This is a genomic window from Pseudomonas sp. DTU12.1, assembly GCF_009873475.1.
GTDB lineage: Bacteria > Pseudomonadota > Gammaproteobacteria > Pseudomonadales > Pseudomonadaceae > Aquipseudomonas > Aquipseudomonas proteolytica.
On sequence record NZ_CP045254.1, the window covers coordinates 5,081,562 to 5,107,291 of the forward strand.

The following is a 25,730-nucleotide window of genomic DNA, read 5'->3' on the forward strand; positions in this document are numbered from 1 at the left end:
GCAGCGCCGCATCCTTGAAAAACTCTGGGAGGGACTATAGCCAGCAGGGGGTATCGCTTGATCCCTCTAAAGTGTGATTTGCATCACCAACCCGTCTGCAACAGCCCTTTCGCCATGTCAGCGAAGGCTGACGCGAGAGAGGATGGCTCAAATCTGGGAAATGACAAGGCGAAGGCTTGTGATAGAGCATTGCCGTGCCCGAACGGGCACGGCGCAAAGGGTCAGAGCGTGGAGAGGAAGGTGCTGTTATTGGCCTGCCATTCGACGATGTCGATACGGATACGCTTCTTGTCCAGCTTGCCGACGCTGGTCTTGGGAATTTCCGTAACAATGGCAATCTGACTGGGGATTGCCCACTTGCTCAAGTGGCCCTGCTCGACATACGGCTTGAGGTGTTCCTTGAGTTCACGGGCGCCAATCCCGTGCCCTTCACGGACCACCAACAGCGCAAACGGGCGCTCGCCCCACTGCGGGTCGGCAATCCCCACCACCGCTACTTCGCGTACCGCCGGGTGACGGCTGACCAGGTCTTCGAGGGCCAGGGACGAAATCCACTCGCCGCCAGTCTTGATCACGTCCTTGATGCGATCACGAATATCGATCACACCAAAGGCATCCAGGGTGGCCACGTCGCCCGTGTGCATCCAGCCGCCTTCCCAGAGCTCGGCGCCCTTCTGCGGCTCGTTGAAATAGCCTTCGCTGAGCCACGGCGCACGCAGCACCAGTTCGCCCTGGGACTCGCCATCGGCCGGCAGGAAGTTGCCAGCCCCGTCGATGATCGCAGCTTCCACCAACGGCCCGGGCACACCGGCCTTGATCCGATAGGTCGTGCGCTCGTCTTCGCTGCCGGCCATCAGTTCTTCATTGAGATGGGCACAGGACACCAGCGGCCCGGTCTCGGACATGCCATAGGCTGCGGTCAACTGGATGCCACGGGCCTTGGCCGCTTCATACAACGAACGGTTGAGTGCGCTGCCACCAATCACGATTTTCCAGCCGCCAAAATCCACGCCTTGGGCGGCCTTGGCGTTAAGCACCATCTGCAGGATGGTCGGCACGCAGTGGGAGAACGTGACCTTTTCCTTGCGCCACAACTCCACCAGGTATTCCGGGTCGTAGCGGCCCGGGTAGACCTGCTTCAGGCCGAGCATGGTCGCCACATAGGGCAAGCCCCAGGCGTGCACATGGAACATCGGCGTAATCGGCATGTACACGTCGTTGGTGCCGAGCAAGCGCACGCTGTCGACGCTGCCCATGATGGTCGCCACGCCGATGGTGTGCAGCACCAACTGACGATGGGTGAAATACACACCCTTGGGGTTACCGGTGGTGCCGGTGGTGTAGAAGGTGGTGGCCACCGAATGCTCGTCGAAGTCCTCGAAGGTGTATTGAGTACTGGCGGCGGCCAACAGGGTTTCATACTCACCCACCAGGTTGGGCAGGTCGGCGGTTTTCTCGTCGCCATCGGTCAACAGCAAGGTCTTGTCGACCGTGGTCAACTGCCCGGCAATGGCCTGGTACAACCCGACGAACTCGCTGTTGACCAACACAAAGCGGTCTTCGGCGTGGTTCATCGTGTAGAGGATCTGCTCCGGCGACAGGCGCACGTTAATGGTGTGGATCACCGCGCCAATCATCGGGATGGCGAACATGCACTCCAGGTAACGGTGGCTGTCCCAGTCCATCACGGCCACGGTATCACCGGCCTTGACCCCGGCTGCGGTCAGCACGTTGGCCAGGCGGGCGACACGTTCGATCAGGGTCGGGTAGGTGTAGCGCAGCTTGTCGCGGTAGACGATTTCCCGGGTTTTCTCGTAGCGGGCACCCGACATCAACAGGCGCTTGATCAACAGCGGGTATTGGTAGGCGCCTTCTGCGGGCGGGATAACACGAGTCTGCAACATACGAATCCCTTTTTATGACTGCACGGTCTTGGCTAAAGGATTTGCACTGTAGAGACCTTGCACGCCGGCCAAATCAGCCGAAGGAATGATTTGCAGAGCGGGATGAATGCTAGCTTTGCGCCAGCATTCATTCAGCCGATGACGCGCCTAGCGCTCAGTGAGGGCCACTTTTACACCGATAGCAATCAGCACTGCGCCCATGCTCCGGTCAAACCAATGGCCCATGCGCGCAAAGCCGGCGCGCACGCGTTGTTGGCTGAACAGCATTGCCACCATGCAAAACCACAGGGCGGTGGCCACGGCCAGGTACAGGCCATAACCGGCCTGGATCGCCAGCGGCGTGTGGGGGTTGATCACCACGGTGAACAGCGACAGGAAAAACAGCGTGGCCTTGGGGTTCAAGCCATTGGTCACAAAGCCCGAGGTAAAGGCGCCGCGGGCAGTGCGCTCGCCCACTTCGCGGTGCAGGTCTTCTTCACTGGCAGGCTTGGCCGGTTGCGCACGCAGGGCCTTGAAGCCGATGTACAGCAGGTAGGCTGCCGCAGCCCATTTCAGGGCGTTGAACAGCACGATGGACTGGGACACGATCAAGCCGATACCGAGCAGCGAGTAGCCGACATGCAGGAAAATCGCCGAGCCGACGCCCAGCGCCGTCCAGGTACCCGCGCGGCGGCCATGGGTCACGCTCTCGCGTACCACCACGGCAAAGTCCGGCCCGGGACTGGCCACGGCCAGCAGGTGAATCAACGCCACGGTCAAAAACTCGGTGAGGTACATGCACACTCCAAGAAGTAACTGATTATTTCATCTGGTAGGCTCGGCAGATTACGCCTTCGAACCCTGTCGCAAAAGGTACAGTTGATGACGAACAATCGCCGCGCCGTCTTCCTTGATCACCCTTCCCTGGACCAGGGGGACCTTGACCTCAGCGAGTTGCGGGAAGTTTTCAGCGACTTGCAGCTGTGCGAGCAGACCTCGGCGGACCAGGTGGTCGAGCGCCTGCAAGGTGCCCAGGTAGCGATCAGTAACAAGATCCTGCTCAACGCCCAGACCCTGGCCGCCTGCCCCGACCTGAAGCTGATCCTGATCGCCGCCACCGGCACCAACAACGTCGACCTGGCCGCCGCCCGTGCCCAGGGTATTACCGTAAGTAACTGCCAGGGCTACGGCACACCTTCGGTGGCGCAACATACGATCATGCTGCTGCTCAACCTCGCCACACGCCTGAAGGACTATCAAAAAGACGTCGACGCCGGTCTGTGGCAGCAAGCCAAGCAGTTCTGCCTGCTGGATTACCCGATTGTCGAGCTGGAAGGTAAAACCCTGGGTTTGCTCGGCCACGGCGAACTGGGCGGCGCCGTCGCGCGCCTGGCCGAAGCCTTTGGTATGCGCGTGGTGCTGGGAGCCATTCCTGGCCGCCCGGCCCGTGCAGATCGGGTACCGCTGGATGAACTGCTGCCGCAAATCGACGCCCTGACCCTGCATTGCCCGCTCAATGAACACACGCGTCACTTTATCGGTGCCCGCGAGTTGGCGCTGCTCAAGCCGGGCGCGTTTGTGGTCAACACCGCACGCGGTGGCCTGATCGATGAACAAGCCTTGGCCGATGCCTTGCGCGGCGGTCATCTGGGCGGCGCGGCCACCGATGTGCTGAGCGTCGAACCGCCGACCACCGGCAACCCACTGCTGGCCGGCGACATCCCGCGGCTGATCATCACCCCCCACAGTGCCTGGGGCAGTCGCGAGGCGCGGCAACGGATCGTCGGCCAATTGACCGAAAACGCCCGAGGCTTTTTCAGCGGCGCACCGCAGCGCGTCGTCAGTTGATAAACTGCGCTCCTTTTTCAGGGAGCAGACCATGGATCCGCGCAGTGAAGTACTGCTTCGTCAGGCCGAACTTTTTCAAGGCAACGTGTTGCTGGCCGGCCTGCCCGCCGACGACCTGCTGGGGCGGCTGCCCAATGCCCATGGCTGGTGCTGGCATGCCGGCGACCAGGCGGCGCTGGATGCACGGTTTGCCGAGCGCAGCCATTTCGGGGTGAATGTGCCGGATCGCGCATTCGATACGGCGGTGGTGTTCCTGCCCAAGTCCAAGGACCTGGCTGATTACATCCTCAAGGCCGTGGCCGCCCGTCTGCCGGGCGCCGAACTGTACCTGGTGGGCGAAAAACGCGGCGGCATCGAAAGCGCCGCCAAGCAACTGAACGCCTTTGGCAAACCACGCAAGCTCGACAATGCGCGGCACTGCCAACTGTGGCTGGCTACCGTGGCCGACGCCCCGCCAGCCCCCGAACTGGCGAGCCTGGCCCAAGTCTTTGAAGTGCCACTGGCCGACGGCCCGCTCAAGGTCGTCAGCCTGCCGGGCGTGTTCAGCCATGGCCGCCTGGATCGCGGCACCGCACTGTTGCTGGAACACCTGGACAAACTGCCCAGCGGTCATCTGCTGGACTTCGGCTGTGGCGCCGGCGTGCTGGGCGCGGCGGTCAAGCGGCGCTACCCGCACAACACCGTGACGCTGCTTGATGTGGACGCCTTCGCCACCGCCAGCAGTCGCCTGACACTGGAGGCCAATGGCCTGGAAGGCGACGTGCTGACCGGCGATGGCATCGACGCCGCGCCCATGGGCCTGGATGCGATTCTGAGCAACCCGCCGTTCCATGTCGGGGTGCATACGGACTATTTCGCAACGGAAAACCTGCTGCGAAAAGCACGCCAACATCTGAAAAACGGCGGCGAACTTCGGCTAGTTGCCAATAGCTTCCTGAAGTATCAACCGCTGATCGAAGAGCATCTGGGCGTCTGCGCAGTCAAGGCTGAGGGCCAGGGTTTTCGCATCTACCGCGCCAAGCGCGGCTGACGGGCGTTTGAAAAAGAAGGCTTGCCGAATGGATTTTGCCAAGGCAGAATCCGCTCCGTCCTAGGGGAGTAGTCTCCCACGAGCAACATGCTCGTCCGGCATACGTCAACATACTTGGTCAGCAGACCATGGCGTATGCGACCCAGGAGTCCGCACAGACGGACCGGGGTTTGACAAGACCTATGACACGCACACCTTACCCGGGGCGGGAAGGCTGTACGTGTCATAGCCGTGTCGACCCGCCCCTGGAAACCTACCTGATGCTGGATTCACTTCTCGTTCCTACCGCAATCGTTGCCTTGGCCGAAATCGGCGACAAGACGCAGTTGCTCGCGCTTATTCTTGCCGCACGCTTTCGCAAACCATGGCCGATCATCGCCGGCATCATCGCCGCGACCCTGGCCAACCACGCCGCCGCCGGTGCCGTGGGCGCCTGGTTTGGCAGTTTCTTCTCGGACGCGGTGCTGCACTGGATCCTCGCCGCGAGCTTCTGCGCCACGGCCTTGTGGACCCTGGTGCCAGACAAACTCGACGATGACGAGGCCAGCACCTCACGCAAGTTCGGGCCGTTCCTGACCACACTGATTGCGTTCTTTATCGCGGAAATCGGTGACAAGACGCAGATCGCCACAGTGATGCTGGCGGCGCAATATCCGGAGTTGTGGCTGGTGATTATCGGCACCACCTTAGGGATGCTGATTGCCAACGTGCCGGTGGTTCTGGCGGGGAATTTCGCGGCAGAGAAACTGCCATTGACCCTGATTCGGCGCCTGGCGGCCTCGGCGTTCTTCATCCTGGCGCTGGTGGCGGTGTACAAGGCCATGCAAAGCAGCGGCTGGATCTGATGTGGTGTGCGGGCTTGCCCGCGATAACAGTGGCTCAGTTGATAAATATGTAACTGATACACCGCTATCGCAGGCAAGCCAGCTCCCACATTTGGCGCTTCACACAGTCCGAGCTATCAGGACTTCTTGGCCTGTTGGTAAAGCGGCATCACCTTGGGAATCGCCGCCTGCAGCGAAGCGATCCGGCTGCTGGAGGCCGGGTGGGTGCTCATGAATTCAGGCGGTGCGCCTTCCGAGGCCTTGGCCATCTTGTTCCACAGCGTGATCGCGGCGTTCGGGTTGTAACCGGCGCGGGCCGACAGTTCCAGGCCAATCAGGTCGGCTTCGTTTTCATTGCTGCGGCTGTTGGGCAAGGTCATGCCGTAGTTGGCCACCGTGTCGGCCAGCGCCATGCTGTCCTGGCCCAGGCCCAGCAATGCGCCGGCGCCTTGCTTGGCCATCTCGATGCCATAGGCCTTGGACATGGCTTCACGGCCATGTTCACGCAGGGCGTGGGCAATTTCATGGCCCATGACCGCGGCCAATTCATCATCGGTCAACTTGAGCGTGTCGATCAGCCCACTGTAGACAAAGATCTTGCCGCCAGGCCCGCAGTTGGCGTTCATCTCGTCGCTCTTGATCAGGTTCACTTCCCACTTCCACTGCGCCGCATCCGGGCGGAAGGTGGGGGCCTGGGCGATCAGCCGCTTGGCAATGGCCTGCACGCGCTTGGCGTTGGCGCTGGTCTTGTCCACCAAGCCCTTGCCGCTGGCTTCGCCCAGGGTCTGCTGGTACGACTGCGCGTACATCTGGTCGACTTCCTGGCTCGACAGCATGCTGAACATGTACTGCTTGCGCTCCACACCCACGGCACCGCCGCTGGTGGTGTTGACCGACTGGCAACCGGCGAGCAGCAGGGCTGCGCTCAATGCCGTTACCGCCAAATATTTTTTCATGCACATTCTCCCTGAAAACATGGCGCGTATCGTAGGCCCTCCTCTGTATCGGCGCTAGATACACCAGACGCTTAACCGCTAATTTCAGACTCCCCCCACGCCCATGACCATTCTATAAGCGACATTCCTGATTCTTTTGCAGGGCAGCGCCTCATGTCTGCCGGGCCTGTGGCCGATATAAAAAAGGCAGATCATGCCCCCAGCGCCCGGAGCCATCATGAAATTCAAGTCGATTCAGTTTTCTGTCGCGGCATTGGCCGGAGCCATTGTCCTGAGCGTCGTGGCGGCCCTGGTGCTGTACGCGCTGTTCGCCGGCGCACGGACCCAGGAAATGGTGCAGCAACGTACCCAGGCGCAATTTGAGCAAGTCATCGAACAACGTCTTACGGCATTGGCGCAAACCCAGGCCACCCTTATCCAGCGCGAACTGGAAGCGCCACTGGTGACCGCCAAAGGCCTGGCCACCACCAATGCGCTGATGGGCATGAAAGACGCAAACGGCGCCGCCCCGCTGCAGGTCAGTCGTGAACAACTGATGAACCTGCTGCACGAAACCGTGGTGCGCAACCCGAAAATCCTCGGTTCCTATATCGCCTGGGAACCCAATGCCATCGACCACAATGACGCCAATTACCTGAACTCCACCGTGGTTGGTGTAGAACCCAGCAACGGGCGCTTCATGCCCTGGTGGTTCCGCAACCAGGACGGCAGCCTGGGCCTGGAAAAACTCGCCGACCTGACTGACCAGAAAATCCTCTCCACCGGCATTCGCGCCAGCGAGTACTACCTCTGCTCCAAGGAAACCCAGAAGCCCTGCGCCATCGACCCGGCCCCCTATCGTGTGGGCAACACCACAGTGATGCTGGCCTCGTTTATCGAACCGATCATGGTCGACGGCGCGTTCCAGGGCATCGTCGGCGCCGATCTGTCGGTGAATTTCATCCAGGAAATGCTCACCGCAGCCGACCAGAAGCTTTACAACGGCGCCGGTGAAATGGCACTGATTTCCAACAACGGCCGCCTGGTGGCCTACACCCAGGACCCTAGCAAGCTGGGGGAAAAGGCCAGCGACCTGCTCGACAAAAATGAACTGGACAACCTCGGCCAACTGAAAACCGGTGAGGTGCGCTACGACATCGACCAGGCCAACGGGCATATCGAGTTGTTCCTGCCCTTTAACATCGGCCAGACCGATGCGCGCTGGACCCTGATGCTGCAACTGCCCCTGGGCGCGGTCATGGCCGACCTGCACACCCTGCAAGGCGACCTCGAGGCCCAACGCAAAACCGATATTTTCGGCATGACCATGGTCGGCCTGTTGATTGCTGGCATCGGCCTGCTGGTGATCTGGCTGGTGGGCCATGGCATTGCCCGGCCGCTCAAGCAAATGGTGGCGATGCTCAATGACATCGCCCAGGGCGAAGGCGACCTGACGCGCCGCCTGACCAGTGACCGCGCCGATGAACTGGGCGCGATTGCCGCGGGCTTCAACACCTTCCTGATCAAGTTGCAGGGCATGATTACCCAGGTGGTCAGTTCGGTGCAGAAGGTCAGCGACTCCTCGGAGCACACCGCCGATATCGCCATCCGCACCAACCAGGGCGTGCACAAACAGATGGTCGAGATCGACCAGGTCGCCACTGCCGTGCACGAAATGACTGCCACCGCCCAAGACGTGGCGCGCAATGCCACCCAGGCCGCCCAGGCTGCCACCCACGCGGACCAGGCCGCGAGCCAGGGCATGCAGATCGTGCGCGACACCTCCACATCCATCGGCGCCCTGGCCCTGGAGATAGGCAAAGCCGTGGGCGTGGTCCAAACCCTGGCCAAGGACAGCGAAAACATCAATGCCATCCTGATTGCTATCCGCGGCATTGCCGAGCAGACCAACCTGCTGGCCCTCAACGCCGCAATCGAAGCCGCCCGGGCTGGCGAGCAGGGCCGGGGGTTTGCGGTAGTAGCCGATGAAGTGCGCAACCTGGCGCAGAAAACCCAGAAAGCCACCGAAGAAATCCAGACCATGATCCAGCAACTGCAGCAAGGCACGCGGGACGTGGTGCGGGTCATGGAAGACAGCCAGCAGCGCACCGATGAAAGCGTGCACCATGCCGCCAAGGCCGCCCAGGCTCTGGAGACCATCACCCAGGCCGTATCGGTGATCAATGATATGAACACGCAGATTGCCAGTGCAGCGGAAGAACAGAGCGCGGTGGCCGAGGACATCAACCGGAATGTGATCAATATCGGCCAGGTGGCCAACGAAGTGGCAGGCGGTGCCGATGAGTCCAGTGCCGCGAGCGCGGGGCTGACCCAGTTGGCGGAGCAGCAGCGGCGGTTGATCAATCAGTTCAAGGTCTGAAGGCTTTAGTGGACTTTAGGGCCTCATCGCTGGCAAGCCAGCTCCCACATGTGATGTGTGAATACATTCAAATGTGGGAGCTGGCTTGCCAGCGATGGCCATAAGTATCTACACAACTTTGCCGCAACGCCTAAATCCAGGCAGATAGCGCAGTTGTGGCGAGCGGGCTTGCCCCGCGCTGGGCTGCGAAGCAGCCCCAGTAAGCCGTATGCGGTGTATCAGATACTCCGTAGCGGCTGGTTTTAGGGCTGCTTCGTAGCCCAGCGCGGGGCAAGCCCGCTCGCCACAGGAGAGTTCGTCAGTTTCTGAAAGTTGTGTAGATACCTATGCAGCGATGGTGGCAGTACATCCCCCCACAACCTTCAAGCTCACCCCGGAGTAAGGCATTCCGGCCCATTGAGCTTGGGATCATTGACCATATTAGCCAGCACCCGCTCGCGCAACGCGGTGGGCTCACCGGCCAGCAATCCCTGCAACACATGCAACGACGTCTCGGGATCCAGCCAGGCCTCCTGCCCCGCCGCATCCAGAATCAACGGCCGGCGCTGGCTCTGCGCCGCCTGGGTAACCACCGCCGCGCTCAGCCATACCTGCTCCTGCACTGGGTAGGCCTCCCAGATCGCCGCAAAAAACAGGGTCGAACCCTCCCCCGGCGTCAACCAGTACGGGCGCTTGCGCTGGGTGCCGCGCCATTCATAAAAGCCATTGGCCGGCAGCAGGCAACGGCGCAGGCGAAAGGCCTCGCGAAACATCGGCTGTTCGGCCAGGGTTTCGGCGCGGGCGTGGGCCGGGGTGCGGGACAGATCGGTCAACCACGGCGGCGTCAGCCCCCAACGGGCCCGCGCCAGGGTGCGCTGGCCGTCAGTGGCGCGCTGGATCAGCACCGAATCATTGGGGGAAATATTCCACTGGGCCTGTTGATCCGCCGGGAAACCCGGCAAGGCAGCAAAGGCGGGATTCCAGCGAAACAGGGCATAACGTCCACACATGGGGCAACACGACTCTTGGGTAAACCGGTCGACAGCCTAACAGACCAGCACGTCGGGGTAGCTGTCGGGTTCGTCGCCGGGCAATGGTTGCGCACCGATATACGCAGTAATCAGCTCGCGGGCGTAGGTGGCCTGGTCGTTCTCCACCTCCAGGCCCAACAGGCCGAAAATCGGCAGCTCACCCGTGCCACCGAGCAGATGGCGCCCCACCAGATGGGCATCGATGCCTTCGCTGGCGAGCATTTGCTGCAACAACTCACCTTCCATCAGGTTTTCCGGCTCGTAGATTCGTTGCATGGCCGCCCCCTTTACTCGTTCTCGCTGCGCACTTCGAGCATCCATTCGTCGCCATGTACCTGCAGGTCGAAAATGACCGGCCGACAGCACACCTGGCAGTCTTCTACATAGTTCTGGTCACCGCCGGACAAATCCACGCTTGTCTCGATCCGTTCACCACAATAAGGACAATCGTACAGCGCACTTTCGAGCATCGCGGTCTCCCAGGTGACTTGTGCGTATAATCGCCGGTCTATTTGCAGGGCTTTTTCGTTTGATGCCATTTGTTCAGACCTTGCCCTGTCACTTATCGATCCAAACCTTTACTTACCCTAGCCGTTTCTAACAAGAGAGCATGATGGGCGAATTCGATACCATCCGACCTTACAACGACAGCGAAGTCCCGGCAGTGCTGGCCCGGCTGTTCAGTGACAAGGCCTTTCTGGACATCCTGACCCACTTTCGCTTCCCGCGCTTTGCCGGCGCCTTTGGCTGGCTGCTCAAGCCGCTGATCGCCCAGAAGCTGCGCCGTGAGTTCGCCGGTGTCACCACCGTCGCCACCTTGCAGGACAAAGTCGAGTTTTACGTCGACCACACCATTGACCGGGCGACCGACGGCGTCACCTATACCGGGGTCGAGCAGCTCAAGTCCGGCACGGCCTACGTGTTCCTGGCCAACCACCGCGATATCGTGATGGACCCGGCCTTCGTCAACTATGCGGTGTACCACGCCGGCCTGCCAACACCGCGTATTGCCATCGGTGACAACCTGCTGCAGAAGCCGTTTGTCAGCGACCTGATGCGCCTGAACAAGAGTTTTATCGTGCACCGCTCCATCACCGGGCGGCGCGAGAAAATGGCGGCGTATCAGTTGCTGTCGGCCTACATCAACCATTCGATCCGCAACGACTGCCAGTCGATCTGGATCGCCCAGGCCGAAGGTCGCGCCAAGGATGGGGATGATCGCACCGAGTCGGCGATCCTCAAGATGTTCCATATGAGCCGCAAGGACGAGCCATTCGCCGACGTCATCCTGTCGCTGAACCTGACGCCAGTGTCCATCAGCTACGAATACGACCCGTGCGACGCCGCCAAGGCCCGTGAGCTGTATATCCGCGCCACCACCGGGACCTACACCAAGGCGCCAGGTGAGGATGACGTGAGCATTGCCCTGGGCATCACCGGCTACAAGGGCCGGGTCCATATCAACTTTGCGCCGCCCATCACCGAGCGTTTTGAAGACACCAAGCTGCTGGCCATCGAGATGGACCGGCAGATTCTCGGCGGGTATCGGTTGTTTCCAGTGCACTACCTGGCGTATGCACAGTGGAGCGACGCCGACCCGCAGCTGCAGGTGCCGACGGCGGCCGAGGTATTCCCGGCGGACGAATTGGCCAAGGCGAAAGCGGAGTGGGAACGGCGTTTGAATGCCTGCCCGGCAGAGCACCGACCGTATCTGGTGCTGCAATATGCGACGCCAGTGCGTAATCAGTACCGGGTCAAAGCCGGGATCCCCCTTTAAACTACCGTCTAAATGTGGGAGCGGGCTTGCTCGCGAAAGCGGTGGATCAGTTAGTACAGATTTGACTGATCCACCGCTTTCGCGAGCAAGCCCGCTCCCACAGTTGTTTTGTGGTGTTTTTACAGTCGAGTACTGAGCCAGGACAGCAGCAACGCCAGGCTAAGACAGGCAAAGCTAATGCGATAGCCAAGGCGATGACTGCGCTCGGCACGCACATCCAGAAACAACATCGGCTGGTCGATGGCCCGCTCTTCGCTCTGTGCGGCCAGATTGGCCATTGCGCGTTGTTCGCGCAGCCGAGTGATGAACAGCAGCCCCGCGCCAGGGCACGCAATCAGCAGTGCAGCGGTATTGATCAGTAGCGCAGACAACGGCATTTCAAACCCCAGTGTGACAATTGTCCATCCAGATGCGCTCTCCCGCGCATTGCAGCTCCCTGCCCCCATTGACGAGCAATGTATCGGGTAATTTACAACGTCACCTGAACGTCACCTTAACAAGCCACTCTGTTGCCCTTCGAACACCCGGGAGCTTGTCATGTTGCACGCGCAGAACCAGGATCGGCTGTACCTGATCGCCCCAAGCGATGAGCAAGAGGCGCTGGTCGGCGGCCTGGCGTTCAATGTCCAAGACCGGCACTGGCTGGTGTATTGCGCCCTCGGCGGGCATCAACATGCCGACCTGCCGGAGCTGGATCTGCTGACTGGCGTGAGTGTGCTGGACTTTTATGTCGAAACGGCGGCATGACGCCCACAGGCACAAAAAAGCCGGGCCCGTGACGGGGCCCGGCTTTTTTACCAGCGATTATTGCGAGCTGAGGATCTGGCCGATGCTTGGATCCTTGAACAAGCGCGTCAGGGCATCACTCAACACGTCGCTGACCAGCTTGGTGTTGGTTTCCTGATTCGGCGCCATGCCGAAGCGTTGGTCCAGGGATGCACCGTAACGGCCGCTGTAGCGGCGGTTGCCGGCCGACACATCAGAGCGGAAGGTCGCGCCGATGGTGGCTTCAGTCACGTACAGGCCTTCCTTGGGCGACTGGTACTTCAGCTCGGCCAGGGTCACGGTCAACTGCGGTGCGCCTGGCGAGTTGCTGGTCGGGGTGAAGCCCAGCAGACGCACAGCCGCTTCGGCCTGGGCTTGCAGCTTGGGCAGTACGTCGGCGCCGGTCACCGTGATAGCGCTGGTTTCCGGGTACAGGCCGCCGCGGGTGCCCAGGGTCGGCGATGGACGACCATCAACAACACGCACCGATACCGGCTGGCCATGGCCCACAGGCGCCAACTGGGTGGTGAGCTTGGGTTGCGGGCTGAGTTGCTGCGGGCTGTGCGCGCAGCCAACCAGGGTCAAGCTGGTCACAGTGATCAAACCGAACAACAGGCGTTGCAACATGCTTTTCTCTCCAGAATTCAGGTACCGACAGGCCGGCAGTATAGCGGCGCGCCACCGCCTGGAACTAGCGCCAGTTACAACCTCGGACCCAGGCCCGCCTGCCGCGGTTCAATGTCACCGATATGTCATGCTGGGCTGGCATGCTTGCCCCCATTATCAGGAGGCCGACCATGCTCAATCTTCTCTGGCGCTTTTTCGCTCGCACCCCCGTCCGTCGCAACTTTGCCCTGCTCGACCTGCAAGGTCGCTGCCAGGCATTCAAGCAATGCAGCCAGCCGCCCGTAGGCGAGGGTTGGGTCGAAGTCGACGAGATCCGCCTGAGCTGGATGCACCATCCGCTGCCCGCCCGCGCACGCGTCAGCCCGCGCCGCGCACGGTCATCGCACCGCCTGCCGTTGACCGCCTGACCGAAGCGCTAATAAAAGTCATAAAACACGTCCATTTCCCCGCAGTTCTTCGCTACAATCTCCCCCCGATTATAAGGACGTCTCCTGATCGGGCCTCGCAGCATCGCTAATGCCCAGGTATTAGCTCCCCCGCACCGCCCACAGAGAGCCGCCCACACAGATCGAGTGAAGCTGGTGAGCTGGCTGTTTTGTCTGCAAACCTGCGCCTTTACCGAATCTGCCAGAGCTGCCATTGCGCTCGGCCACTTGAGTTGTTTGCCCGTTATGCCGCGTGTCGGCAGTGATTTCGGGCCAGGTGCCAGACTGGGGCAGCCCTTTTTTGAGGTTCACGTCTTCAAAAGAGCGTGAAAAAAACGGGTTTTCACAACTTCACAAGAGTGTGGCGAGCAAATGAATAGTTTTGCGTTTGTACAAGCACCATCAACGTCTGGCACTGCCCAACCACACAGGACCGAGTACTCCTCAAAAACCGGAGCTTGAAGCCTGTCCGCTACGGATTTGGTTGCACGATCGGACGTACTTGACCATAAGTCGAATTGCCACAGGGCCCCTGAAATGCGTTCATATGCAGATAAGGCCTGGTCGGCAGCGTCCGCTGAAGTTGCAAAAAAATTGCGAAGAATCGGACATGGCGATCCTGGCCATGGGTAACCTGGGGCATTACGTGAACCGCCCTGTCACTCCTGGCAGCCATGCCGTCAATTTGGTGCTGCAGATTTTGGAGACGCGTTAAATGGCGCATAACGAAGCAGTCGACGTAGTACTGGTAGGTGCGGGCATCATGAGTGCCACCCTCGCCGTACTGCTCAAGGAGCTCGACCCCGGCCTCAAGCTGGAAGTCGTTGAGCTGATGGACTCGGGTGCCGCGGAGAGTTCCAACCCGTGGAACAACGCCGGTACCGGTCACGCAGGGCTGTGTGAGCTGAACTACACCCCGCAGGCTGGCGATGGCTCCATCGACATCAAGAAAGCCGTGCACATCAACACCCAGTTCGAGGTGTCGAAGCAGTTCTGGGCGTACCTGACCAAAAAAGGCACCTTTGGCTCGTCCAAGTCCTTTATCAGCCCGGTGCCGCACTTGAGCTTCGTGCAGGGCGAAAAAGGCGTGTCGTTCCTCAAGAAGCGCTTTGAGACACTCAGCCAACACCACGCGTTCTCGGACATGCACTACACCGAAGACCGGGCAGAAATGGCCGAGTGGATGCCGCTGATGATGCCCGGCCGCCCCGCTGACGAAAAAGTCGCCGCGACCCGCGTGATGAACGGTACCGACGTCAACTTCGGCGCCCTGACCAACCAATTGCTGGCGCACCTGAGCAGCTCGGCAGATGCCCAGGTCAAGTACAGCAAGCGCGTCACCGGCCTCAAGCGCAATGGCGCCGGCTGGACCGTGAGCATCAAGGACGTCAACAGCGGCAACACCCGCCATGTCGACGCCAAGTTCGTGTTCCTCGGCGCCGGTGGCGCGGCCCTGCCGCTGCTGCAAGCCTCGGGCATCGAAGAAAGCAAAGGTTTTGGTGGCTTCCCGGTCAGCGGCCAGTGGCTGCGTTGCGACAACCCGGAAGTGGTCAAGCAGCACCAGGCCAAGGTCTACAGCCAGGCGGCCGTGGGTTCGCCACCGATGTCGGTGCCGCACCTGGACACCCGCGTGGTGGAGGGCAAGAAATCCCTGCTGTTCGGACCATACGCAGGCTTTACTACCAAGTTCCTCAAGTTCGGCTCGTTCCTTGACCTGCCCATGTCGATCCGCCTCGGCAATATCGGCCCGATGCTGGCCGTAGCCCGCGACAACATGGACCTGACCAAGTACCTGGTCAGCGAAGTGATGCAATCGATGGAGCAGCGCCTGGAATCCCTGCGCCGCTTCTACCCCGAGGCCAAAGCCGAGGACTGGCGCCTGGAAGTCGCCGGCCAACGGGTGCAGATCATCAAGAAAGACCCGAAGAAAGGCGGCGTGCTGCAATTTGGTACCGAACTGGTTGCGGCCAAGGACGGTTCGCTGGCTGCGCTGCTGGGCGCCTCCCCAGGTGCTTCGGTGACGGTTTCAATCATGCTGGAACTGATCGAACGCTGCTTCCCGGCACAGGCGGCCGGCGAGTGGGCGGCCAAGCTGCAGGAAATCTTCCCGGCCCGGGAAAAAATCCTGGAGACCGATGCCGAGCTGTACCGCAAGATCAGCGTGCAGAACAACATCAGCCTGGAACTGGTTGAGCAAAGCAGCGAAACCTGTGGGAGCGAGCTTGCTCGCGAAAATCGTTAACGATAACGCAGCGTACTTGATTCAACGCGGCGCTCTCAGGCCCTTCGCGAGCAAGCTCGCTCCTACAAAGAAGCGATAAAAAACGCCCCGCTCTCGTGATGAGAGCGGGGCGTTTTTTTATGTCTTGGACAATCAGCCGCGAGCTTGGTCGATCAACTCGATGTACTCGTCCGCATTGCGCTGGTCCTTGATCAGGTCGACGAAGGTCTGGCCGTGCTCGTCCTTGCCATCGAGGTCCAGGCCGGCCTCCTTGAAAAAGGTCAGGAAACGCCCGAAATCGTCGATGCGCAAGCCGCGATAGGCTTTGATCAGTTTGTGCAGGGAAGGTGAAGTGGCGTCGACCGGTTCAAAATCCAGGAACAGCTTGATCTGATCGTCGCCGATCTCGTCACCAATCACTTGTTTCTTATCTTTACGCATTGCCGACTCCAGCCTGCAGACATTTACACGGGGGTACGAAGTCTACCTGCGGGACACACGCTTGTGTAGGAGCCGGCTTACTGGCTGCTACACAGCAAGTGTTCAATCGAACTGGGCCAGCATCCAGCGATGATACTCAGCCATACCGGCTTCGCCTTCCCGGGGTGCCCAGGTGGCCAGTTCGCCTTCGCCCACCGGGCGATAGGGGCCAGCCTTGCACTCGAACATCACCGAGTCGGGCTCAAGCACCACCAGGCCGTGGAAAACGCCGGGCGACAGATCAACGCCCTGGCAATCGCCACCCGCCTGCAGGACGCGCCGTTCCAGGACTTCGCCTGACTCGCTGAAGATCAGAATGCCCAGGCGCCCCTTGAGCACCAGCAAGGTCTCGGCCTTGTCAGCGGTGAGGTGACGATGAGGTTGCACGTAGGTGTGTGGCTGCAAACCTACAGCCATGCGATGGCACGGCTCTTCCATCTGATGGAAGTTGACGTTCTGCCGGCCCCGGGGGTTGGCGGCGGCTTTCTCGGCCAATTCGGCAAACAGCGATTGATCAAGAAAACGCGCCATGGCTTACATCCCCTTCACAGCAAAGATGCCATTGGCATTGCGCCAGTAGCCCTTGTAGTCCATGCCATAACCGAAAATGTAGCGGTCGATGCACGGCAGGCCAACGTAATCGGCCTTCAGGTCCGGGCGGGCCTTGCGGTCGTGGTCCTTGTCGATCAGCACCGCGGTGTGCACTTTGCGCGCGCCGGCGTGTTTGCAGAAGTCGATGATCGCGCCCAGGGTGTGACCCTCGTCGAGGATGTCGTCGATGATCAATACGTCGCGGTCGATGAACGACACTTCCGGCTTGGCCTTCCAGAACAGGTCGCCGCCGCTGGTTTCATTGCGATAGCGCGTGGCGTGCAGGTAGGACGCTTCCAGGGGGAATTGCAGATGAGTCAGCAATTTGCCGGCGAAAATCAGACCACCGTTCATCACACAGAACACCACCGGGTTGGTGTCGGCCATTTCGCGGGTGATGTGCGCGCCGACCTTGGCGATAGCCTCTTCGACTTGTGCTTCGGTGTACAGGCAGTCAGCCTCGCGCATGATTTGACGGATATGGTCGAGATCAGCGGACATGGCGCTCTCCAGGGGTACTGTGGCAAGAAAAGCGGGCGAAGGTACGCCTCTGGGACGCAACGTTCAAGCCTTTATGGACTAACGTACTGGTTGTCTATAGGACAACACCCTCGGATAGATTAATCTAGGCCGGTTTTTTTGCCCGCCGCCGGAGCCTTTCCCCATGCCCATCCGTGAGATCCGCCACCCGCTGATCCGACACAAGCTCGGCCTTATGCGCCGCGCCGACATTAGCACGAAGAACTTCCGTGAGCTTGCTCAGGAAGTCGGAGCGTTGCTCACCTACGAAGCCACGAAAGATTTACCCCTGGAAAACTACGAGATCCCCGGTTGGTGCGGTCCCGTCCAGGTCGAGAAAATCGCCGGCAAGAAAATTACCGTGGTGCCGATCCTGCGCGCCGGTATCGGCATGCTCGAAGGCGTGCTGAGCCTGATCCCGGGCGCCAAGGTCAGCGCTGTGGGCGTCGCCCGCAACGAAGAAACCCTGCAGGCCCACACCTACCTGGAAAAACTCGTCCCGGAAATCGACGAACGCCTGGCGATGATCATCGACCCGATGCTGGCCACCGGCAGTTCCATGGTCGCCACCATCGACCTGCTGAAGAAAGCCGGCTGCAAGGACATCCGCGCCATGGTGCTGGTGGCTGCGCCCGAAGGTATCGCCGCCGTAGAAAAAGCGCACCCGGATGTGGTGATTTACACCGCGTCCATCGATGAACGCCTGAACGAACACGGCTACATCATTCCGGGCCTGGGCGATGCGGGCGATAAAATCTTCGGCACCAAGCAGAAGGACGCGTGAACATGCAGGATGAATTCAACGACCCGCTTTGGCGCCAGATCCTGTCTGGCGCACAGATGCTCTTCGTAGCATTTGGCGCGTTGGTGTTGATGCCACTGATCACAGGTCTTGATCCAAACGTTGCACTGTTTACCGCAGGCCTGGGCACGTTGTTGTTCCAGATCGTGACAGGGCGCCAAGTGCCGGTGTTCCTGGCATCGAGCTTTGCCTTTATCACCCCGATCATTCTCGCCAAGGGCCAGTTCGGCCTCGCGGCGACCATGGGCGGCGTGATGGCAGCGGGCTTTGTCTACACCTTTCTCGGCCTGGCCGTGAAGATCAAGGGCACCGGTTTTATCGACCGGCTGCTGCCGCCCGTGGTCATCGGGCCGGTGATCATCTCCATTGGCCTGGCCATGGCGCCGATTGCCGCCAATATGGCGATGGGCAAGAGTGGTGACGGTGCCGAGCTGATCCATTACCAGACGGCCATGATGATCTCGATGCCAGCGCTGCTGACCACGCTGATCGTGGCCGTGTTCGGCAAGGGCATTTTCCGCCTGGTGCCGATCATTGCCGGGGTATTGGTGGGTTTTGGCATGTCGTTCTACTTTGGCGTGGTCGACACCGCGAAGATCGCCGCCGCGCCATGGCTCGCCCTGCCCCACTTCACCGCGCCGGAATTCAACTGGCAGGCGATCCTGTTTATCGTGCCGGTGGCCCTGGCACCCGCTATCGAACACATCGGCGGCGTGATTGCCGTGGGTAGCGTGACCGGTCGCGATTACCTGAAAAAGCCCGGCCTGCATCGCACGCTATTGGGCGACGGCATCGCCACCACCACTGCCGGCCTGTTCGGCGGCCCGCCCAACACCACCTACGCCGAAGTGACCGGCGCGGTGATGCTGACCAAGAACTACAACCCGAAGATCATGACCTGGGCGGCGGTATTTGCCATCACCCTGGCCTTTGTCGGCAAGTTCGGCGCGCTGCTGCAGAGCATTCCGGTGCCGGTGATGGGCGGGATTCTGTGCCTGTTGTTCGGCTCGATTGCCGCGGTGGGGATGAATACCCTGATCCGTCACCAGATCGACCTGGGGGAAGCACGCAATCTGGTGATTGTGTCGGTAACCCTGGTATTCGGGATTGGCGGTGTGCTGATCGGCACCGGCACCGGCCCGGACGATTTCGGCCTCAAGGGCATCGCCCTGTGTGCGGTGGTAGCGATTGGCTTGAACCTGCTGCTGCCGGGCAATGACGGCTGGAAGCACAAGAAGCCGGACGAGCCGTTGCTCTAAAGGCTACGGATTGTCGGTGTTGCTGATGACCTCATCGCGGGCAAGCCCGGTTCCCACATTGCAATGCATTTGTGTGTGGGAGCCGGGCTGGCCCGCGATGAGCATAGGTATCTACACAACTTTGCCGCAACGCCCAAATCCAGACAGATAGAGCAGTTGTGGCGAGCGGGCTTGCCCCGCGCTGGGCTGCGAAGCAGCCCTAAACCCGGGCGTCGCGGTTTATCTGAAGAAACGTGGAGGGCTTTTTGGGCTGCTTCGCAGCCCAGCGCGGGGCAAGCCCGCTCGCCACAGGAGAGTTCGTCAGTTTCTGAAAGTTGTGTAGATACCTATGCCGCGATGAGGCCAGGGCAGCCAATACAGGTTTAAGCCTTAAAGATCGCCCAAGCCATCGACCAGCGCCTGGTTCTGCTCTGGCGTGCCGATGCTGATCCGCAGGAACTGGGCAATCCGCTCCTGCTTGAAGTGCCGCACGATCACCCCTTGCTCGCGCAGCTTGGCCGCCAGGCCGGCGGCGTCGTGCCGTGGGTGGCGGGCAAAGATGAAGTTGGCCGCCGAAGGCAGCACTTCAAAGCCTTTACCCTGCAACTGCGCAACCACCTTCTCGCGACTGTCGATGACCAACTGGCAGGTCTTCTCGAAGTATTCACAATCTTCAAAGGCCGCCGCCGCACCAACAATCGCCAGGCGATCCAGCGGATAGGAGTTGAAGCTGTTCTTGACCCGCTCCAGCGCTTCTATCAGGTCCGGATGGCCCACCGCCAGGCCTACGCGCAAACCGGCCAGTGAGCGCGATTTGGAGAGGGTCTGGGTGACCAGCAGGTTGGGATAACGGTCCACCAGGCTGATGGCGGTTTCGCCACCGAAGTCGATATAGGCCTCATCGACCACCACCACCGAATCCGGGCTGGCCTTGAGCAACTGCTCCACCGCATCCAGCGCCAGCACGCAGCCGGTCGGCGCGTTCGGGTTGGGGAAGATGATGCCGCCATTGGGCTTGGCGTAGTCCGCCACGCGGATCTGGAACTGCTCGTCCAGCGGCACCGGGTCGGACTTGATGCCGTACAGCCCGCAGTAGACTGGATAAAAGCTGTAGCTGATATCCGGAAACAGCAGCGGCAAGTCGTGCTGGAACAGGCCGTGGAAGATGTGCGCCAGGACTTCATCGGAACCATTGCCGAGGAAGACCTTGCTCGCATCGACCCCGTAATACTTGGCCACGGCCTGCTTGAGCAGGTCGCTGTTGGGGTCGGGGTACAAACGCAGGTTGTCGTTCAGCTCGGCCTGCATGGCTGCCAGCGCCTTGGGCGATGGCCCATAAGGGTTTTCGTTGGTGTTGAGCTTGACCAGCTTGGTCAGCTTCGGCTGCTCGCCGGGCACGTAAGGCACCAGGTTCTTGACGAAGGGGCTCCAGAATTTGCTCATGCCTTACTCTCCCTTGACGATGCGGTATTCGGCGCTACGGGCGTGTGCGCTCAACGATTCGCCACGGGCCAGCACCGAGGCAGTCTTGCCCAGCTCGGAAGCGCCCTGGGGCGAGCAGAAGATGATCGACGAGCGCTTCTGGAAGTCATACACCCCCAGCGGCGACGAGAAACGCGCGGTACCGGACGTTGGCAATACGTGGTTGGGACCCGCGCAGTAGTCGCCCAGGGCCTCACTGGTGTGGCGGCCCATGAAGATCGCCCCGGCGTGGCGAATCGACGGCAGCCAGGCTTGTGGGTCGGCCACGGACAGCTCCAAGTGCTCGGGAGCGATGCGATTGGCCACTTCGATGGCCTGCTCCATGTCCTGCACCAGGATCAGCGCGCCACGGCCATTGATCGACTTCTCGATAATCTCGGCACGTTCCATGGTCGGCAACAGTTTATTGATGCTGGCCGCCACCTTGTCGAGGAACTCGGCGTCGGGGCTGACCAGGATCGCCTGGGCGTCTTCGTCGTGTTCGGCCTGGGAGAACAGGTCCATGGCGATCCAGTCCGGGTCGGTCTGGCCGTCGCACACCACGAGGATTTCCGACGGGCCGGCAATCATGTCGATACCGACCTGGCCAAACACGTGGCGTTTGGCGGTGGCCACGTAGATATTGCCGGGGCCGACCACCTTGTCCACCTTCGGCACACTTTCGGTGCCGTAGGCCAACGCGGCGACTGCCTGGGCACCGCCGATGGTGAACACACGATCAACCCCGGCAATGCAGGCCGCGGCCAGCACCAGCTCGTTGATTTCACCGCGCGGGGTCGGGACCACCATGACCACTTCTGTCACGCCGGCAACCTTGGCGGGGATGGCATTCATCAAGACCGATGACGGATAAGAAGCCTTGCCACCCGGCACGTACAGGCCGGCGCGGTCCAGGGGCGTGACTTTCTGCCCCAGCACCGTGCCATCAGCCTCGGTGTAGCTCCAGGAATCCTGTTTCTGTTTTTCGTGGTAGCTGCGCACCCGCGCTGCCGCGACTTCCAGGGCTTCACGCTGGGGCGCAGTGATGCGCGTCAGGGCCAGCTCCAGGCGTTCGCGGGGCAGGATCAGGTCGGCCATGGACTTGACGTCCAGGCCGTCGAACTGCCGGGTAAAGTCCACCAGCGCCGCATCGCCGCGCTCGCGCACAGCCTTGATGATGTCGAGAACCCGCTGGTTGACCGAGTCGTCGGACACACTTTCCCAGCTCAGCAGATGATCCAGATGATGGGCGAAATCCGGGTCGGCAGCGTTGAGTCGGGCAATTGCAGTGGACGTGGTCATAGCGAGGGCCTCAATAGAATTGGCAAAAACTCAGGCGCCCTAAACTAGCAGTCGTTTCCGCTTGGGCACCCGAGAATTCTGGCTATGAGGCGGATAGACGGGCGCGACCTAAGGCCGCGCAGGTGAGTCAACCGCGGTGTCGAGACTCCACTGCCTTGCGCAGGGTGTCGATCAACGCCTGGATACGGGCGTGCTGCATTTTCATCGAAGCTTTGTTGACGATCAGGCGGGAGCTGATGTCGGCGATAAAGTCCTGGGGTTCCAGGCCATTGGCGCGCAGGGTGTTGCCGGTGTCGACCACGTCGATGATCTTGTCGGCCAGGCCAATCAGCGGCGCCAGCTCCATCGAGCCGTAGAGCTTGATGATATCGACCTGACGGCCTTGCTCGGCGTAATAACGCTTGGCGACGTTGACGAACTTGGTGGCTACCCGCAGGCGGCCCTTGGGCTCGACGTCACCGACACGGCCGGCGGTCATCAGCTTGCACAGGGCAATACGCAGGTCCAGCGGCTCGTACAGGCCCTGGCCACCGTATTCCATCAGCACGTCCTTACCGGCGACACCGAGGTCGGCGGCGCCATGTTCAACATAGGTCGGCACGTCGGTAGCACGCACGATCAACAGGCGAACGTCGTCCTGGGTCGTGGGGATGATCAGCTTGCGGCTCTTGTCCGGATTCTCGGTCGGCACGATGCCCGCTTCAGCCAGAAGCGGCAATGTATCGTCAAGGATGCGGCCCTTGGACAGTGCGATGGTCAACATGGGAAACGTCAGTCCTTCATCAGGCTATTGCTGTCCGGTCGCAAACGGCGCCAGACACAGATCGAGGCCATGACAGCCTCGATTTGAAACAAATCTGCTAACAGCATACATCGTCCTGTGGCGAGGGAGCTTGCTCCCGCTGGACTGCGCAGCAGTCCCGGCCTTAAAGAGCAGGGCCGCTTCGCGCCCCAGCGGGAGCAAGCTCCCTCGCCACAATGACGGTGTTGACAGCCCCGAGGACTAGCCCGGTACGCGGCGGATTTTTGCGCCGAGCATCTGCAGTTTTTCTTCGATGCACTCGTAGCCACGGTCTATGTGGTAGATGCGATCGATCAGGGTGTCGCCATCAGCGCACAGCGCCGAGATCACCAGGCTGGCCGAAGCCCGCAGGTCGGTGGCCATTACTGGCGCGCCCTTGAGCTGCTCGATACCGGTAACGATGGCAGTGTTGCCTTCGACCTGGATCTTGGCGCCCATGCGGTGCAATTCATACACGTGCATGAAGCGGTTTTCGAAAATGGTCTCGATCACCGCACCGGTGCCTTCGGCAATCGCGTTCAAGGAGATGAACTGCGCCTGCATGTCGGTCGGGAAGGCCGGGTACGGAGCGGTACGCACGTTGACGGCTTTAGGCCGCTTGCCGTGCATGTTCAGCTCGATCCAGTCTTCGCCGGTGGTGATTTCGGCACCCGCTTCGCGCAGCTTTTCCAGGACCGCTTCAAGGATGGTCGGATCGGTGTCCTTGACCTTGACGCGACCACCGGTGACGGCAGCAGCAACCAGGTAGGTACCGGTCTCGATACGGTCCGGCATCACTTTGTAGGTCGCCGAGTGCAGGCGCTTCACACCGTCGATGGTGATGGTGTCGGTGCCGGCGCCGGTGATGTTGGCACCCATGGCGATCAGGAAGTTGGCCAGGTCGACCACTTCCGGCTCACGCGCGGCGTTCTGCAGGACACTACGGCCATTGGCCAGGGCCGCAGCCATCATGATGTTCTCGGTACCGGTCACGCTGACGGTATCAAAGAAGAAGTTGGCGCCACGCAGGCCGCCTTCCGGCGCCTTGGCCTTGATGTAGCCGCCTTCGACGTCGATGGTCGCGCCCATGGCCTCAAGGCCACGGATGTGCAGGTCGACCGGACGCGAGCCAATGGCGCAACCGCCAGGCAGTGCCACTTCGGCTTCGCCGAAACGGGCAACCATCGGGCCCAGTACCAGGATCGAGGCACGCATGGTTTTCACCAATTCGTACGGTGCGATCAGGGTCTTGATGGTGCGCGGGTCAATTTCGACCGACAGCTTCTCGTCGATCACCGGCTCAATGCCCATGCGACCGAACAGCTCGATCATGGTGGTGATGTCGTGCAGGTGTGGCAGGTTGGCTACGGTAACCGGGCCATCGCACAGCAAGGTAGCGGCCAGGATCGGCAAGGCCGAGTTTTTAGCCCCGGAGATACGGATTTCGCCATCAAGACGGGCACCGCCGGTAATAATCAATTTATCCATAAGAATCTCGACGCCTTGGGGGCTCAGGTGCGCTCGGCCCAGGCCGCGCGGCTGAAAAATTTCATAGTGACCGCATGGATGCTGCCATCGGTGATCCACGGGTTCAAATGGGCATAGATCTGCTGCTGACGCTTGACCGGGCTCAATGCCGCCAGTTCATCGCTAATCACGTTCAGCTGGAAATTGCAGCCTTCGCCTTCAACTGCAACCTCAGTATTCGGCAGCTTTCCTTCAAGGAAGCTTTTAACTTCTAGGGCCTGCATGCTCAACCTCTATCGGCGCCCAGTGCGCGCGGGTCGCACATCATACAAAAAAGCCCCGCGCCTGCGAACCCCGCATAGCAGGACTCTGACGGGGGGCTTCTTCAATAATGTGTATTAAGGATGCGCCAACAGCTCGGTCAAACCGCTAACCTGGGCAATTTCACGCATATCCTCGGGTAATGCGCGAATACTGACAGGTTTATTGACCGCTGCGGCGTCACGTAGGAAACACAGGAGCAATGACAAGCCAACACTGCTGGACTTCACCACCGCCGAGCAATCGATAACCAATGCCTGCGCGGTGCTGGCATTGATCAACGCCTGGCCCTGCTTGCGCAGGGCCGGCCCGGTGCTGTAGTCGAGCACGCCGCTGAGGAGCAGCTCGCCGGCCTGGCCTTGACGAACAGCCGACTCGGTCATGGGGCCTGCTTCTCTGCGGCTTCTTCGGTCACTTCCTTGGCCTTGGCCACTTCGCCAGCCCAACCATTGATGGTCTTGTCCAGGTCGTTGCCATTGCGCTGCATGGCATCGGCGAACTGGTCACGGAACAGCTTGCCAATGTTGATGCCATTGATGATCACGTTGCGCACTTTCCACTCACCGTTGATTTTCTCAAGGGTGTAGGAAACCGGATAGATCGAGCCATTGTTGCCCTTGACCTGCATATCCACGCTGGTGCGGTCACCGGACTCATCCTTGGCCGGGGAAACGACGATACCCTGGTTGTTGTATTCCAGCAGGGCGTTGCCGTAGAACTGCATCAGGCTGCGCTTGAAGTTTTCCTGGAAGCGCTGCATCTGCTCAGGCGTAGCCTTGCGCGAGTACTTGACGGTCATGATGCTGCGGGAGATGCCATCAGCGTCGACCACTGGCCCCACAATCCCGTTGAGGGCATCGTAGAACGCGCTTGGGCTCTGCTTGTACTGTTCCTTGTTTGCCGCAAGGTCAGCCAGCAACTCCTTGGTGGTTCTATCAATAATGTCGTGCGCCGACGGCGCCGCCACGGCGTTAGCCATCAATGGCAAGGCTGCCAACAGCACCAACAGGCCACGTCGCAAGGTAGAGATCATGAACAAACTC

28 protein-coding genes, 1 pseudogene and 1 riboswitch are annotated in these 25,730 nt (G+C 60.7%); of the genes and pseudogenes, 11 read left to right on the plus strand and 18 right to left on the minus strand.

Annotated features, from left to right (window positions below; translation table 11 throughout):
- Nucleotides 1–221 precede the first annotated feature (221 nt).
- Together GDV60_RS22420 and GDV60_RS22425 are read right to left on the minus strand one after the other, a co-directional pair.
- Nucleotides 222–1,904, minus strand: coding sequence for a fatty acid--CoA ligase (locus GDV60_RS22420; RefSeq protein WP_029297796.1), 1,683 nt, complete (start codon nucleotides 1,902–1,904; stop codon nucleotides 222–224).
- Nucleotides 1,905–2,051: 147 nt separating this feature from the next.
- The gene (locus GDV60_RS22425) at nucleotides 2,052–2,681 is read right to left on the minus strand and encodes a LysE family translocator (RefSeq protein WP_029297794.1); all 630 of its coding nucleotides are present in this window, start codon (nucleotides 2,679–2,681) and stop codon (nucleotides 2,052–2,054) included.
- A gap of 84 nt (nucleotides 2,682–2,765) precedes the next feature.
- On the opposite strand from GDV60_RS22425, the gene GDV60_RS22430 reads away from it, so the two are divergent.
- The 3 genes from GDV60_RS22430 to GDV60_RS22440 all read left to right on the plus strand — a co-directional run bounded on the left by GDV60_RS22430 (nucleotide 2,766) and on the right by GDV60_RS22440 (nucleotide 5,606).
- Nucleotides 2,766–3,731: a 2-hydroxyacid dehydrogenase gene (locus tag GDV60_RS22430; protein WP_133714589.1), complete on the plus strand. Its 966-nt coding sequence runs from the start codon at nucleotides 2,766–2,768 to the stop codon at nucleotides 3,729–3,731.
- Between the two features lie 31 nt (nucleotides 3,732–3,762).
- A complete protein-coding gene (locus GDV60_RS22435) occupies nucleotides 3,763–4,761 on the plus strand; it encodes a class I SAM-dependent methyltransferase (RefSeq protein WP_029297791.1) in 999 nt (332 codons plus the stop codon).
- A gap of 51 nt (nucleotides 4,762–4,812) precedes the next feature.
- A riboswitch (yybP-ykoY riboswitch) is annotated at nucleotides 4,813–4,932 on the plus strand.
- Nucleotides 4,933–5,021: 89 nt separating this feature from the next.
- Complete coding sequence (locus GDV60_RS22440) at nucleotides 5,022–5,606, plus strand: TMEM165/GDT1 family protein (RefSeq protein WP_029297789.1); 585 nt, start codon at nucleotides 5,022–5,024, stop codon at nucleotides 5,604–5,606.
- Nucleotides 5,607–5,722: 116 nt separating this feature from the next.
- On the opposite strand, the gene GDV60_RS22445 is transcribed toward GDV60_RS22440, so the two are convergent.
- A complete protein-coding gene (locus tag GDV60_RS22445) occupies nucleotides 5,723–6,541 on the minus strand; it encodes a M48 family metallopeptidase (RefSeq protein WP_029297787.1) in 819 nt (272 codons plus the stop codon).
- Between the two features lie 1,306 nt (nucleotides 6,542–7,847).
- On the opposite strand from GDV60_RS22445, the pseudogene GDV60_RS27205 reads away from it, so the two are divergent.
- Nucleotides 7,848–8,042 (plus strand): annotated as a pseudogene (locus tag GDV60_RS27205) (HAMP domain-containing protein); the annotation flags it as partial.
- Between the two features lie 114 nt (nucleotides 8,043–8,156).
- A complete protein-coding gene (locus GDV60_RS27210) occupies nucleotides 8,157–8,900 on the plus strand; it encodes a methyl-accepting chemotaxis protein (RefSeq protein ID WP_371923833.1) in 744 nt (247 codons plus the stop codon).
- A 368-nt stretch (nucleotides 8,901–9,268) separates the two neighbouring features.
- Here GDV60_RS27210 and GDV60_RS22455 read toward each other — a convergent pair whose 3' ends face one another.
- From GDV60_RS22455 to GDV60_RS22465, 3 genes are read right to left on the minus strand one after another with little or no spacing between them, the layout of a single operon-like run.
- Nucleotides 9,269–9,889: an SOS response-associated peptidase gene (locus GDV60_RS22455; protein WP_159908799.1), complete on the minus strand. Its 621-nt coding sequence runs from the start codon at nucleotides 9,887–9,889 to the stop codon at nucleotides 9,269–9,271.
- Between the two features lie 36 nt (nucleotides 9,890–9,925).
- Nucleotides 9,926–10,186: a putative signal transducing protein gene (locus GDV60_RS22460; protein ID WP_029297781.1), complete on the minus strand. Its 261-nt coding sequence runs from the start codon at nucleotides 10,184–10,186 to the stop codon at nucleotides 9,926–9,928.
- Nucleotides 10,187–10,197: 11 nt separating this feature from the next.
- Nucleotides 10,198–10,380 (minus strand): CPXCG motif-containing cysteine-rich protein, encoded by a 183-nt coding sequence (locus GDV60_RS22465; RefSeq protein ID WP_159909305.1) that lies wholly within the window; start codon nucleotides 10,378–10,380, stop codon nucleotides 10,198–10,200.
- Nucleotides 10,381–10,523: 143 nt separating this feature from the next.
- Here GDV60_RS22465 and GDV60_RS22470 point away from each other — a divergent pair, with 143 nt between their 5' ends.
- Complete coding sequence (locus tag GDV60_RS22470; protein WP_029297779.1) at nucleotides 10,524–11,687, plus strand: 1-acyl-sn-glycerol-3-phosphate acyltransferase; 1,164 nt, start codon at nucleotides 10,524–10,526, stop codon at nucleotides 11,685–11,687.
- A 119-nt stretch (nucleotides 11,688–11,806) separates the two neighbouring features.
- On the opposite strand, the gene GDV60_RS22475 is transcribed toward GDV60_RS22470, so the two are convergent.
- Nucleotides 11,807–12,064 carry a hypothetical protein gene (locus tag GDV60_RS22475; protein ID WP_092238240.1) on the minus strand — a complete coding sequence of 86 codons (258 nt, stop codon included), beginning with the start codon at nucleotides 12,062–12,064 and terminating at the stop codon, nucleotides 11,807–11,809.
- A gap of 160 nt (nucleotides 12,065–12,224) precedes the next feature.
- Here GDV60_RS22475 and GDV60_RS22480 point away from each other — a divergent pair, with 160 nt between their 5' ends.
- Nucleotides 12,225–12,434 carry a hypothetical protein gene (locus GDV60_RS22480; RefSeq protein WP_008434269.1) on the plus strand — a complete coding sequence of 70 codons (210 nt, stop codon included), beginning with the start codon at nucleotides 12,225–12,227 and terminating at the stop codon, nucleotides 12,432–12,434.
- A gap of 57 nt (nucleotides 12,435–12,491) precedes the next feature.
- On the opposite strand, the gene GDV60_RS22485 is transcribed toward GDV60_RS22480, so the two are convergent.
- A complete protein-coding gene (locus tag GDV60_RS22485) occupies nucleotides 12,492–13,079 on the minus strand; it encodes a YajG family lipoprotein (protein ID WP_029291738.1) in 588 nt (195 codons plus the stop codon).
- 170 nt (nucleotides 13,080–13,249) lie between these two features.
- On the opposite strand from GDV60_RS22485, the gene GDV60_RS22490 reads away from it, so the two are divergent.
- Together GDV60_RS22490 and mqo are read left to right on the plus strand one after the other, a co-directional pair.
- Nucleotides 13,250–13,486: a hypothetical protein gene (locus tag GDV60_RS22490; RefSeq protein ID WP_092238243.1), complete on the plus strand. Its 237-nt coding sequence runs from the start codon at nucleotides 13,250–13,252 to the stop codon at nucleotides 13,484–13,486.
- Nucleotides 13,487–14,219: 733 nt separating this feature from the next.
- A complete protein-coding gene (gene mqo / locus GDV60_RS22495) occupies nucleotides 14,220–15,746 on the plus strand; it encodes a malate dehydrogenase (quinone) (RefSeq protein ID WP_029291742.1) in 1,527 nt (508 codons plus the stop codon).
- Nucleotides 15,747–15,878: 132 nt separating this feature from the next.
- On the opposite strand, the gene GDV60_RS22500 is transcribed toward mqo, so the two are convergent.
- The 3 genes from GDV60_RS22500 to GDV60_RS22510 form a co-directional block, all read right to left on the minus strand.
- Nucleotides 15,879–16,166, minus strand: a complete 288-nt coding sequence (locus tag GDV60_RS22500) for a PA4642 family protein (protein ID WP_070994097.1) — start codon at nucleotides 16,164–16,166, stop codon at nucleotides 15,879–15,881.
- Between the two features lie 102 nt (nucleotides 16,167–16,268).
- The gene (locus GDV60_RS22505) at nucleotides 16,269–16,736 is read right to left on the minus strand and encodes a WbuC family cupin fold metalloprotein (protein WP_029291746.1); all 468 of its coding nucleotides are present in this window, start codon (nucleotides 16,734–16,736) and stop codon (nucleotides 16,269–16,271) included.
- A gap of 3 nt (nucleotides 16,737–16,739) precedes the next feature.
- Nucleotides 16,740–17,297, minus strand: coding sequence for a hypoxanthine-guanine phosphoribosyltransferase (locus GDV60_RS22510; RefSeq protein ID WP_029291749.1), 558 nt, complete (start codon nucleotides 17,295–17,297; stop codon nucleotides 16,740–16,742).
- 163 nt (nucleotides 17,298–17,460) lie between these two features.
- On the opposite strand from GDV60_RS22510, the gene upp reads away from it, so the two are divergent.
- Both upp and GDV60_RS22520 read left to right on the plus strand, forming a co-directional pair.
- Nucleotides 17,461–18,099: a uracil phosphoribosyltransferase gene (gene upp, locus GDV60_RS22515; RefSeq protein WP_029291751.1), complete on the plus strand. Its 639-nt coding sequence runs from the start codon at nucleotides 17,461–17,463 to the stop codon at nucleotides 18,097–18,099.
- Between the two features lie 2 nt (nucleotides 18,100–18,101).
- Nucleotides 18,102–19,376, plus strand: coding sequence for a uracil-xanthine permease family protein (locus tag GDV60_RS22520; protein WP_029291753.1), 1,275 nt, complete (start codon nucleotides 18,102–18,104; stop codon nucleotides 19,374–19,376).
- Between the two features lie 369 nt (nucleotides 19,377–19,745).
- On the opposite strand, the gene hisC is transcribed toward GDV60_RS22520, so the two are convergent.
- The 7 genes from hisC to GDV60_RS22555 form a co-directional block, all read right to left on the minus strand.
- Nucleotides 19,746–20,798, minus strand: coding sequence for a histidinol-phosphate transaminase (gene hisC, locus GDV60_RS22525; RefSeq protein WP_159908801.1), 1,053 nt, complete (start codon nucleotides 20,796–20,798; stop codon nucleotides 19,746–19,748).
- Nucleotides 20,799–20,801: 3 nt separating this feature from the next.
- Nucleotides 20,802–22,118: a histidinol dehydrogenase gene (gene hisD / locus GDV60_RS22530; RefSeq protein ID WP_029291757.1), complete on the minus strand. Its 1,317-nt coding sequence runs from the start codon at nucleotides 22,116–22,118 to the stop codon at nucleotides 20,802–20,804.
- A 127-nt stretch (nucleotides 22,119–22,245) separates the two neighbouring features.
- Nucleotides 22,246–22,881, minus strand: coding sequence for an ATP phosphoribosyltransferase (hisG, locus tag GDV60_RS22535; protein WP_003188599.1), 636 nt, complete (start codon nucleotides 22,879–22,881; stop codon nucleotides 22,246–22,248).
- Between the two features lie 240 nt (nucleotides 22,882–23,121).
- Nucleotides 23,122–24,387, minus strand: coding sequence for a UDP-N-acetylglucosamine 1-carboxyvinyltransferase (murA, locus tag GDV60_RS22540; protein WP_029291769.1), 1,266 nt, complete (start codon nucleotides 24,385–24,387; stop codon nucleotides 23,122–23,124).
- A gap of 23 nt (nucleotides 24,388–24,410) precedes the next feature.
- Nucleotides 24,411–24,650 carry a BolA family protein gene (locus GDV60_RS22545; protein ID WP_010567702.1) on the minus strand — a complete coding sequence of 80 codons (240 nt, stop codon included), beginning with the start codon at nucleotides 24,648–24,650 and terminating at the stop codon, nucleotides 24,411–24,413.
- A gap of 114 nt (nucleotides 24,651–24,764) precedes the next feature.
- Nucleotides 24,765–25,070: a lipid asymmetry maintenance protein MlaB gene (locus tag GDV60_RS22550; protein ID WP_029291773.1), complete on the minus strand. Its 306-nt coding sequence runs from the start codon at nucleotides 25,068–25,070 to the stop codon at nucleotides 24,765–24,767.
- Nucleotides 25,067–25,720 (minus strand): phospholipid-binding protein MlaC, encoded by a 654-nt coding sequence (locus GDV60_RS22555; RefSeq protein ID WP_159908803.1) that lies wholly within the window; start codon nucleotides 25,718–25,720, stop codon nucleotides 25,067–25,069. The genes GDV60_RS22550 and GDV60_RS22555 overlap by 4 nt, the downstream gene beginning before the upstream one ends.
- Between the last annotated feature and the right edge of the window lie 10 nt (nucleotides 25,721–25,730).

Coding starts and splice junctions, on each gene's coding strand:
- GDV60_RS22420 (WP_029297796.1), bottom strand. CDS start 1,904: ATGTTGCAGACTCGTGTTATCCCGCCCGCAGAAGGCGCCTACCAATAC.
- GDV60_RS22425 (WP_029297794.1), bottom strand. CDS start 2,681: ATGTACCTCACCGAGTTTTTGACCGTGGCGTTGATTCACCTGCTGGCC.
- GDV60_RS22430 (WP_133714589.1), top strand. CDS start 2,766: ATGACGAACAATCGCCGCGCCGTCTTCCTTGATCACCCTTCCCTGGAC.
- GDV60_RS22435 (WP_029297791.1), top strand. CDS start 3,763: ATGGATCCGCGCAGTGAAGTACTGCTTCGTCAGGCCGAACTTTTTCAA.
- GDV60_RS22440 (WP_029297789.1), top strand. CDS start 5,022: ATGCTGGATTCACTTCTCGTTCCTACCGCAATCGTTGCCTTGGCCGAA.
- GDV60_RS22445 (WP_029297787.1), bottom strand. CDS start 6,541: ATGAAAAAATATTTGGCGGTAACGGCATTGAGCGCAGCCCTGCTGCTC.
- GDV60_RS27210 (WP_371923833.1), top strand. CDS start 8,157: ATGGTCGAGATCGACCAGGTCGCCACTGCCGTGCACGAAATGACTGCC.
- GDV60_RS22455 (WP_159908799.1), bottom strand. CDS start 9,889: ATGTGTGGACGTTATGCCCTGTTTCGCTGGAATCCCGCCTTTGCTGCC.
- GDV60_RS22460 (WP_029297781.1), bottom strand. CDS start 10,186: ATGCAACGAATCTACGAGCCGGAAAACCTGATGGAAGGTGAGTTGTTG.
- GDV60_RS22465 (WP_159909305.1), bottom strand. CDS start 10,380: ATGCTCGAAAGTGCGCTGTACGATTGTCCTTATTGTGGTGAACGGATC.
- GDV60_RS22470 (WP_029297779.1), top strand. CDS start 10,524: ATGGGCGAATTCGATACCATCCGACCTTACAACGACAGCGAAGTCCCG.
- GDV60_RS22475 (WP_092238240.1), bottom strand. CDS start 12,064: ATGCCGTTGTCTGCGCTACTGATCAATACCGCTGCACTGCTGATTGCG.
- GDV60_RS22480 (WP_008434269.1), top strand. CDS start 12,225: ATGTTGCACGCGCAGAACCAGGATCGGCTGTACCTGATCGCCCCAAGC.
- GDV60_RS22485 (WP_029291738.1), bottom strand. CDS start 13,079: ATGTTGCAACGCCTGTTGTTCGGTTTGATCACTGTGACCAGCTTGACC.
- GDV60_RS22490 (WP_092238243.1), top strand. CDS start 13,250: ATGCTCAATCTTCTCTGGCGCTTTTTCGCTCGCACCCCCGTCCGTCGC.
- mqo (WP_029291742.1), top strand. CDS start 14,220: ATGGCGCATAACGAAGCAGTCGACGTAGTACTGGTAGGTGCGGGCATC.
- GDV60_RS22500 (WP_070994097.1), bottom strand. CDS start 16,166: ATGCGTAAAGATAAGAAACAAGTGATTGGTGACGAGATCGGCGACGAT.
- GDV60_RS22505 (WP_029291746.1), bottom strand. CDS start 16,736: ATGGCGCGTTTTCTTGATCAATCGCTGTTTGCCGAATTGGCCGAGAAA.
- GDV60_RS22510 (WP_029291749.1), bottom strand. CDS start 17,297: ATGTCCGCTGATCTCGACCATATCCGTCAAATCATGCGCGAGGCTGAC.
- upp (WP_029291751.1), top strand. CDS start 17,461: ATGCCCATCCGTGAGATCCGCCACCCGCTGATCCGACACAAGCTCGGC.
- GDV60_RS22520 (WP_029291753.1), top strand. CDS start 18,102: ATGCAGGATGAATTCAACGACCCGCTTTGGCGCCAGATCCTGTCTGGC.
- hisC (WP_159908801.1), bottom strand. CDS start 20,798: ATGAGCAAATTCTGGAGCCCCTTCGTCAAGAACCTGGTGCCTTACGTG.
- hisD (WP_029291757.1), bottom strand. CDS start 22,118: ATGACCACGTCCACTGCAATTGCCCGACTCAACGCTGCCGACCCGGAT.
- hisG (WP_003188599.1), bottom strand. CDS start 22,881: ATGTTGACCATCGCACTGTCCAAGGGCCGCATCCTTGACGATACATTG.
- murA (WP_029291769.1), bottom strand. CDS start 24,387: ATGGATAAATTGATTATTACCGGCGGTGCCCGTCTTGATGGCGAAATC.
- GDV60_RS22545 (WP_010567702.1), bottom strand. CDS start 24,650: ATGCAGGCCCTAGAAGTTAAAAGCTTCCTTGAAGGAAAGCTGCCGAAT.
- GDV60_RS22550 (WP_029291773.1), bottom strand. CDS start 25,070: ATGACCGAGTCGGCTGTTCGTCAAGGCCAGGCCGGCGAGCTGCTCCTC.
- GDV60_RS22555 (WP_159908803.1), bottom strand. CDS start 25,720: ATGATCTCTACCTTGCGACGTGGCCTGTTGGTGCTGTTGGCAGCCTTG.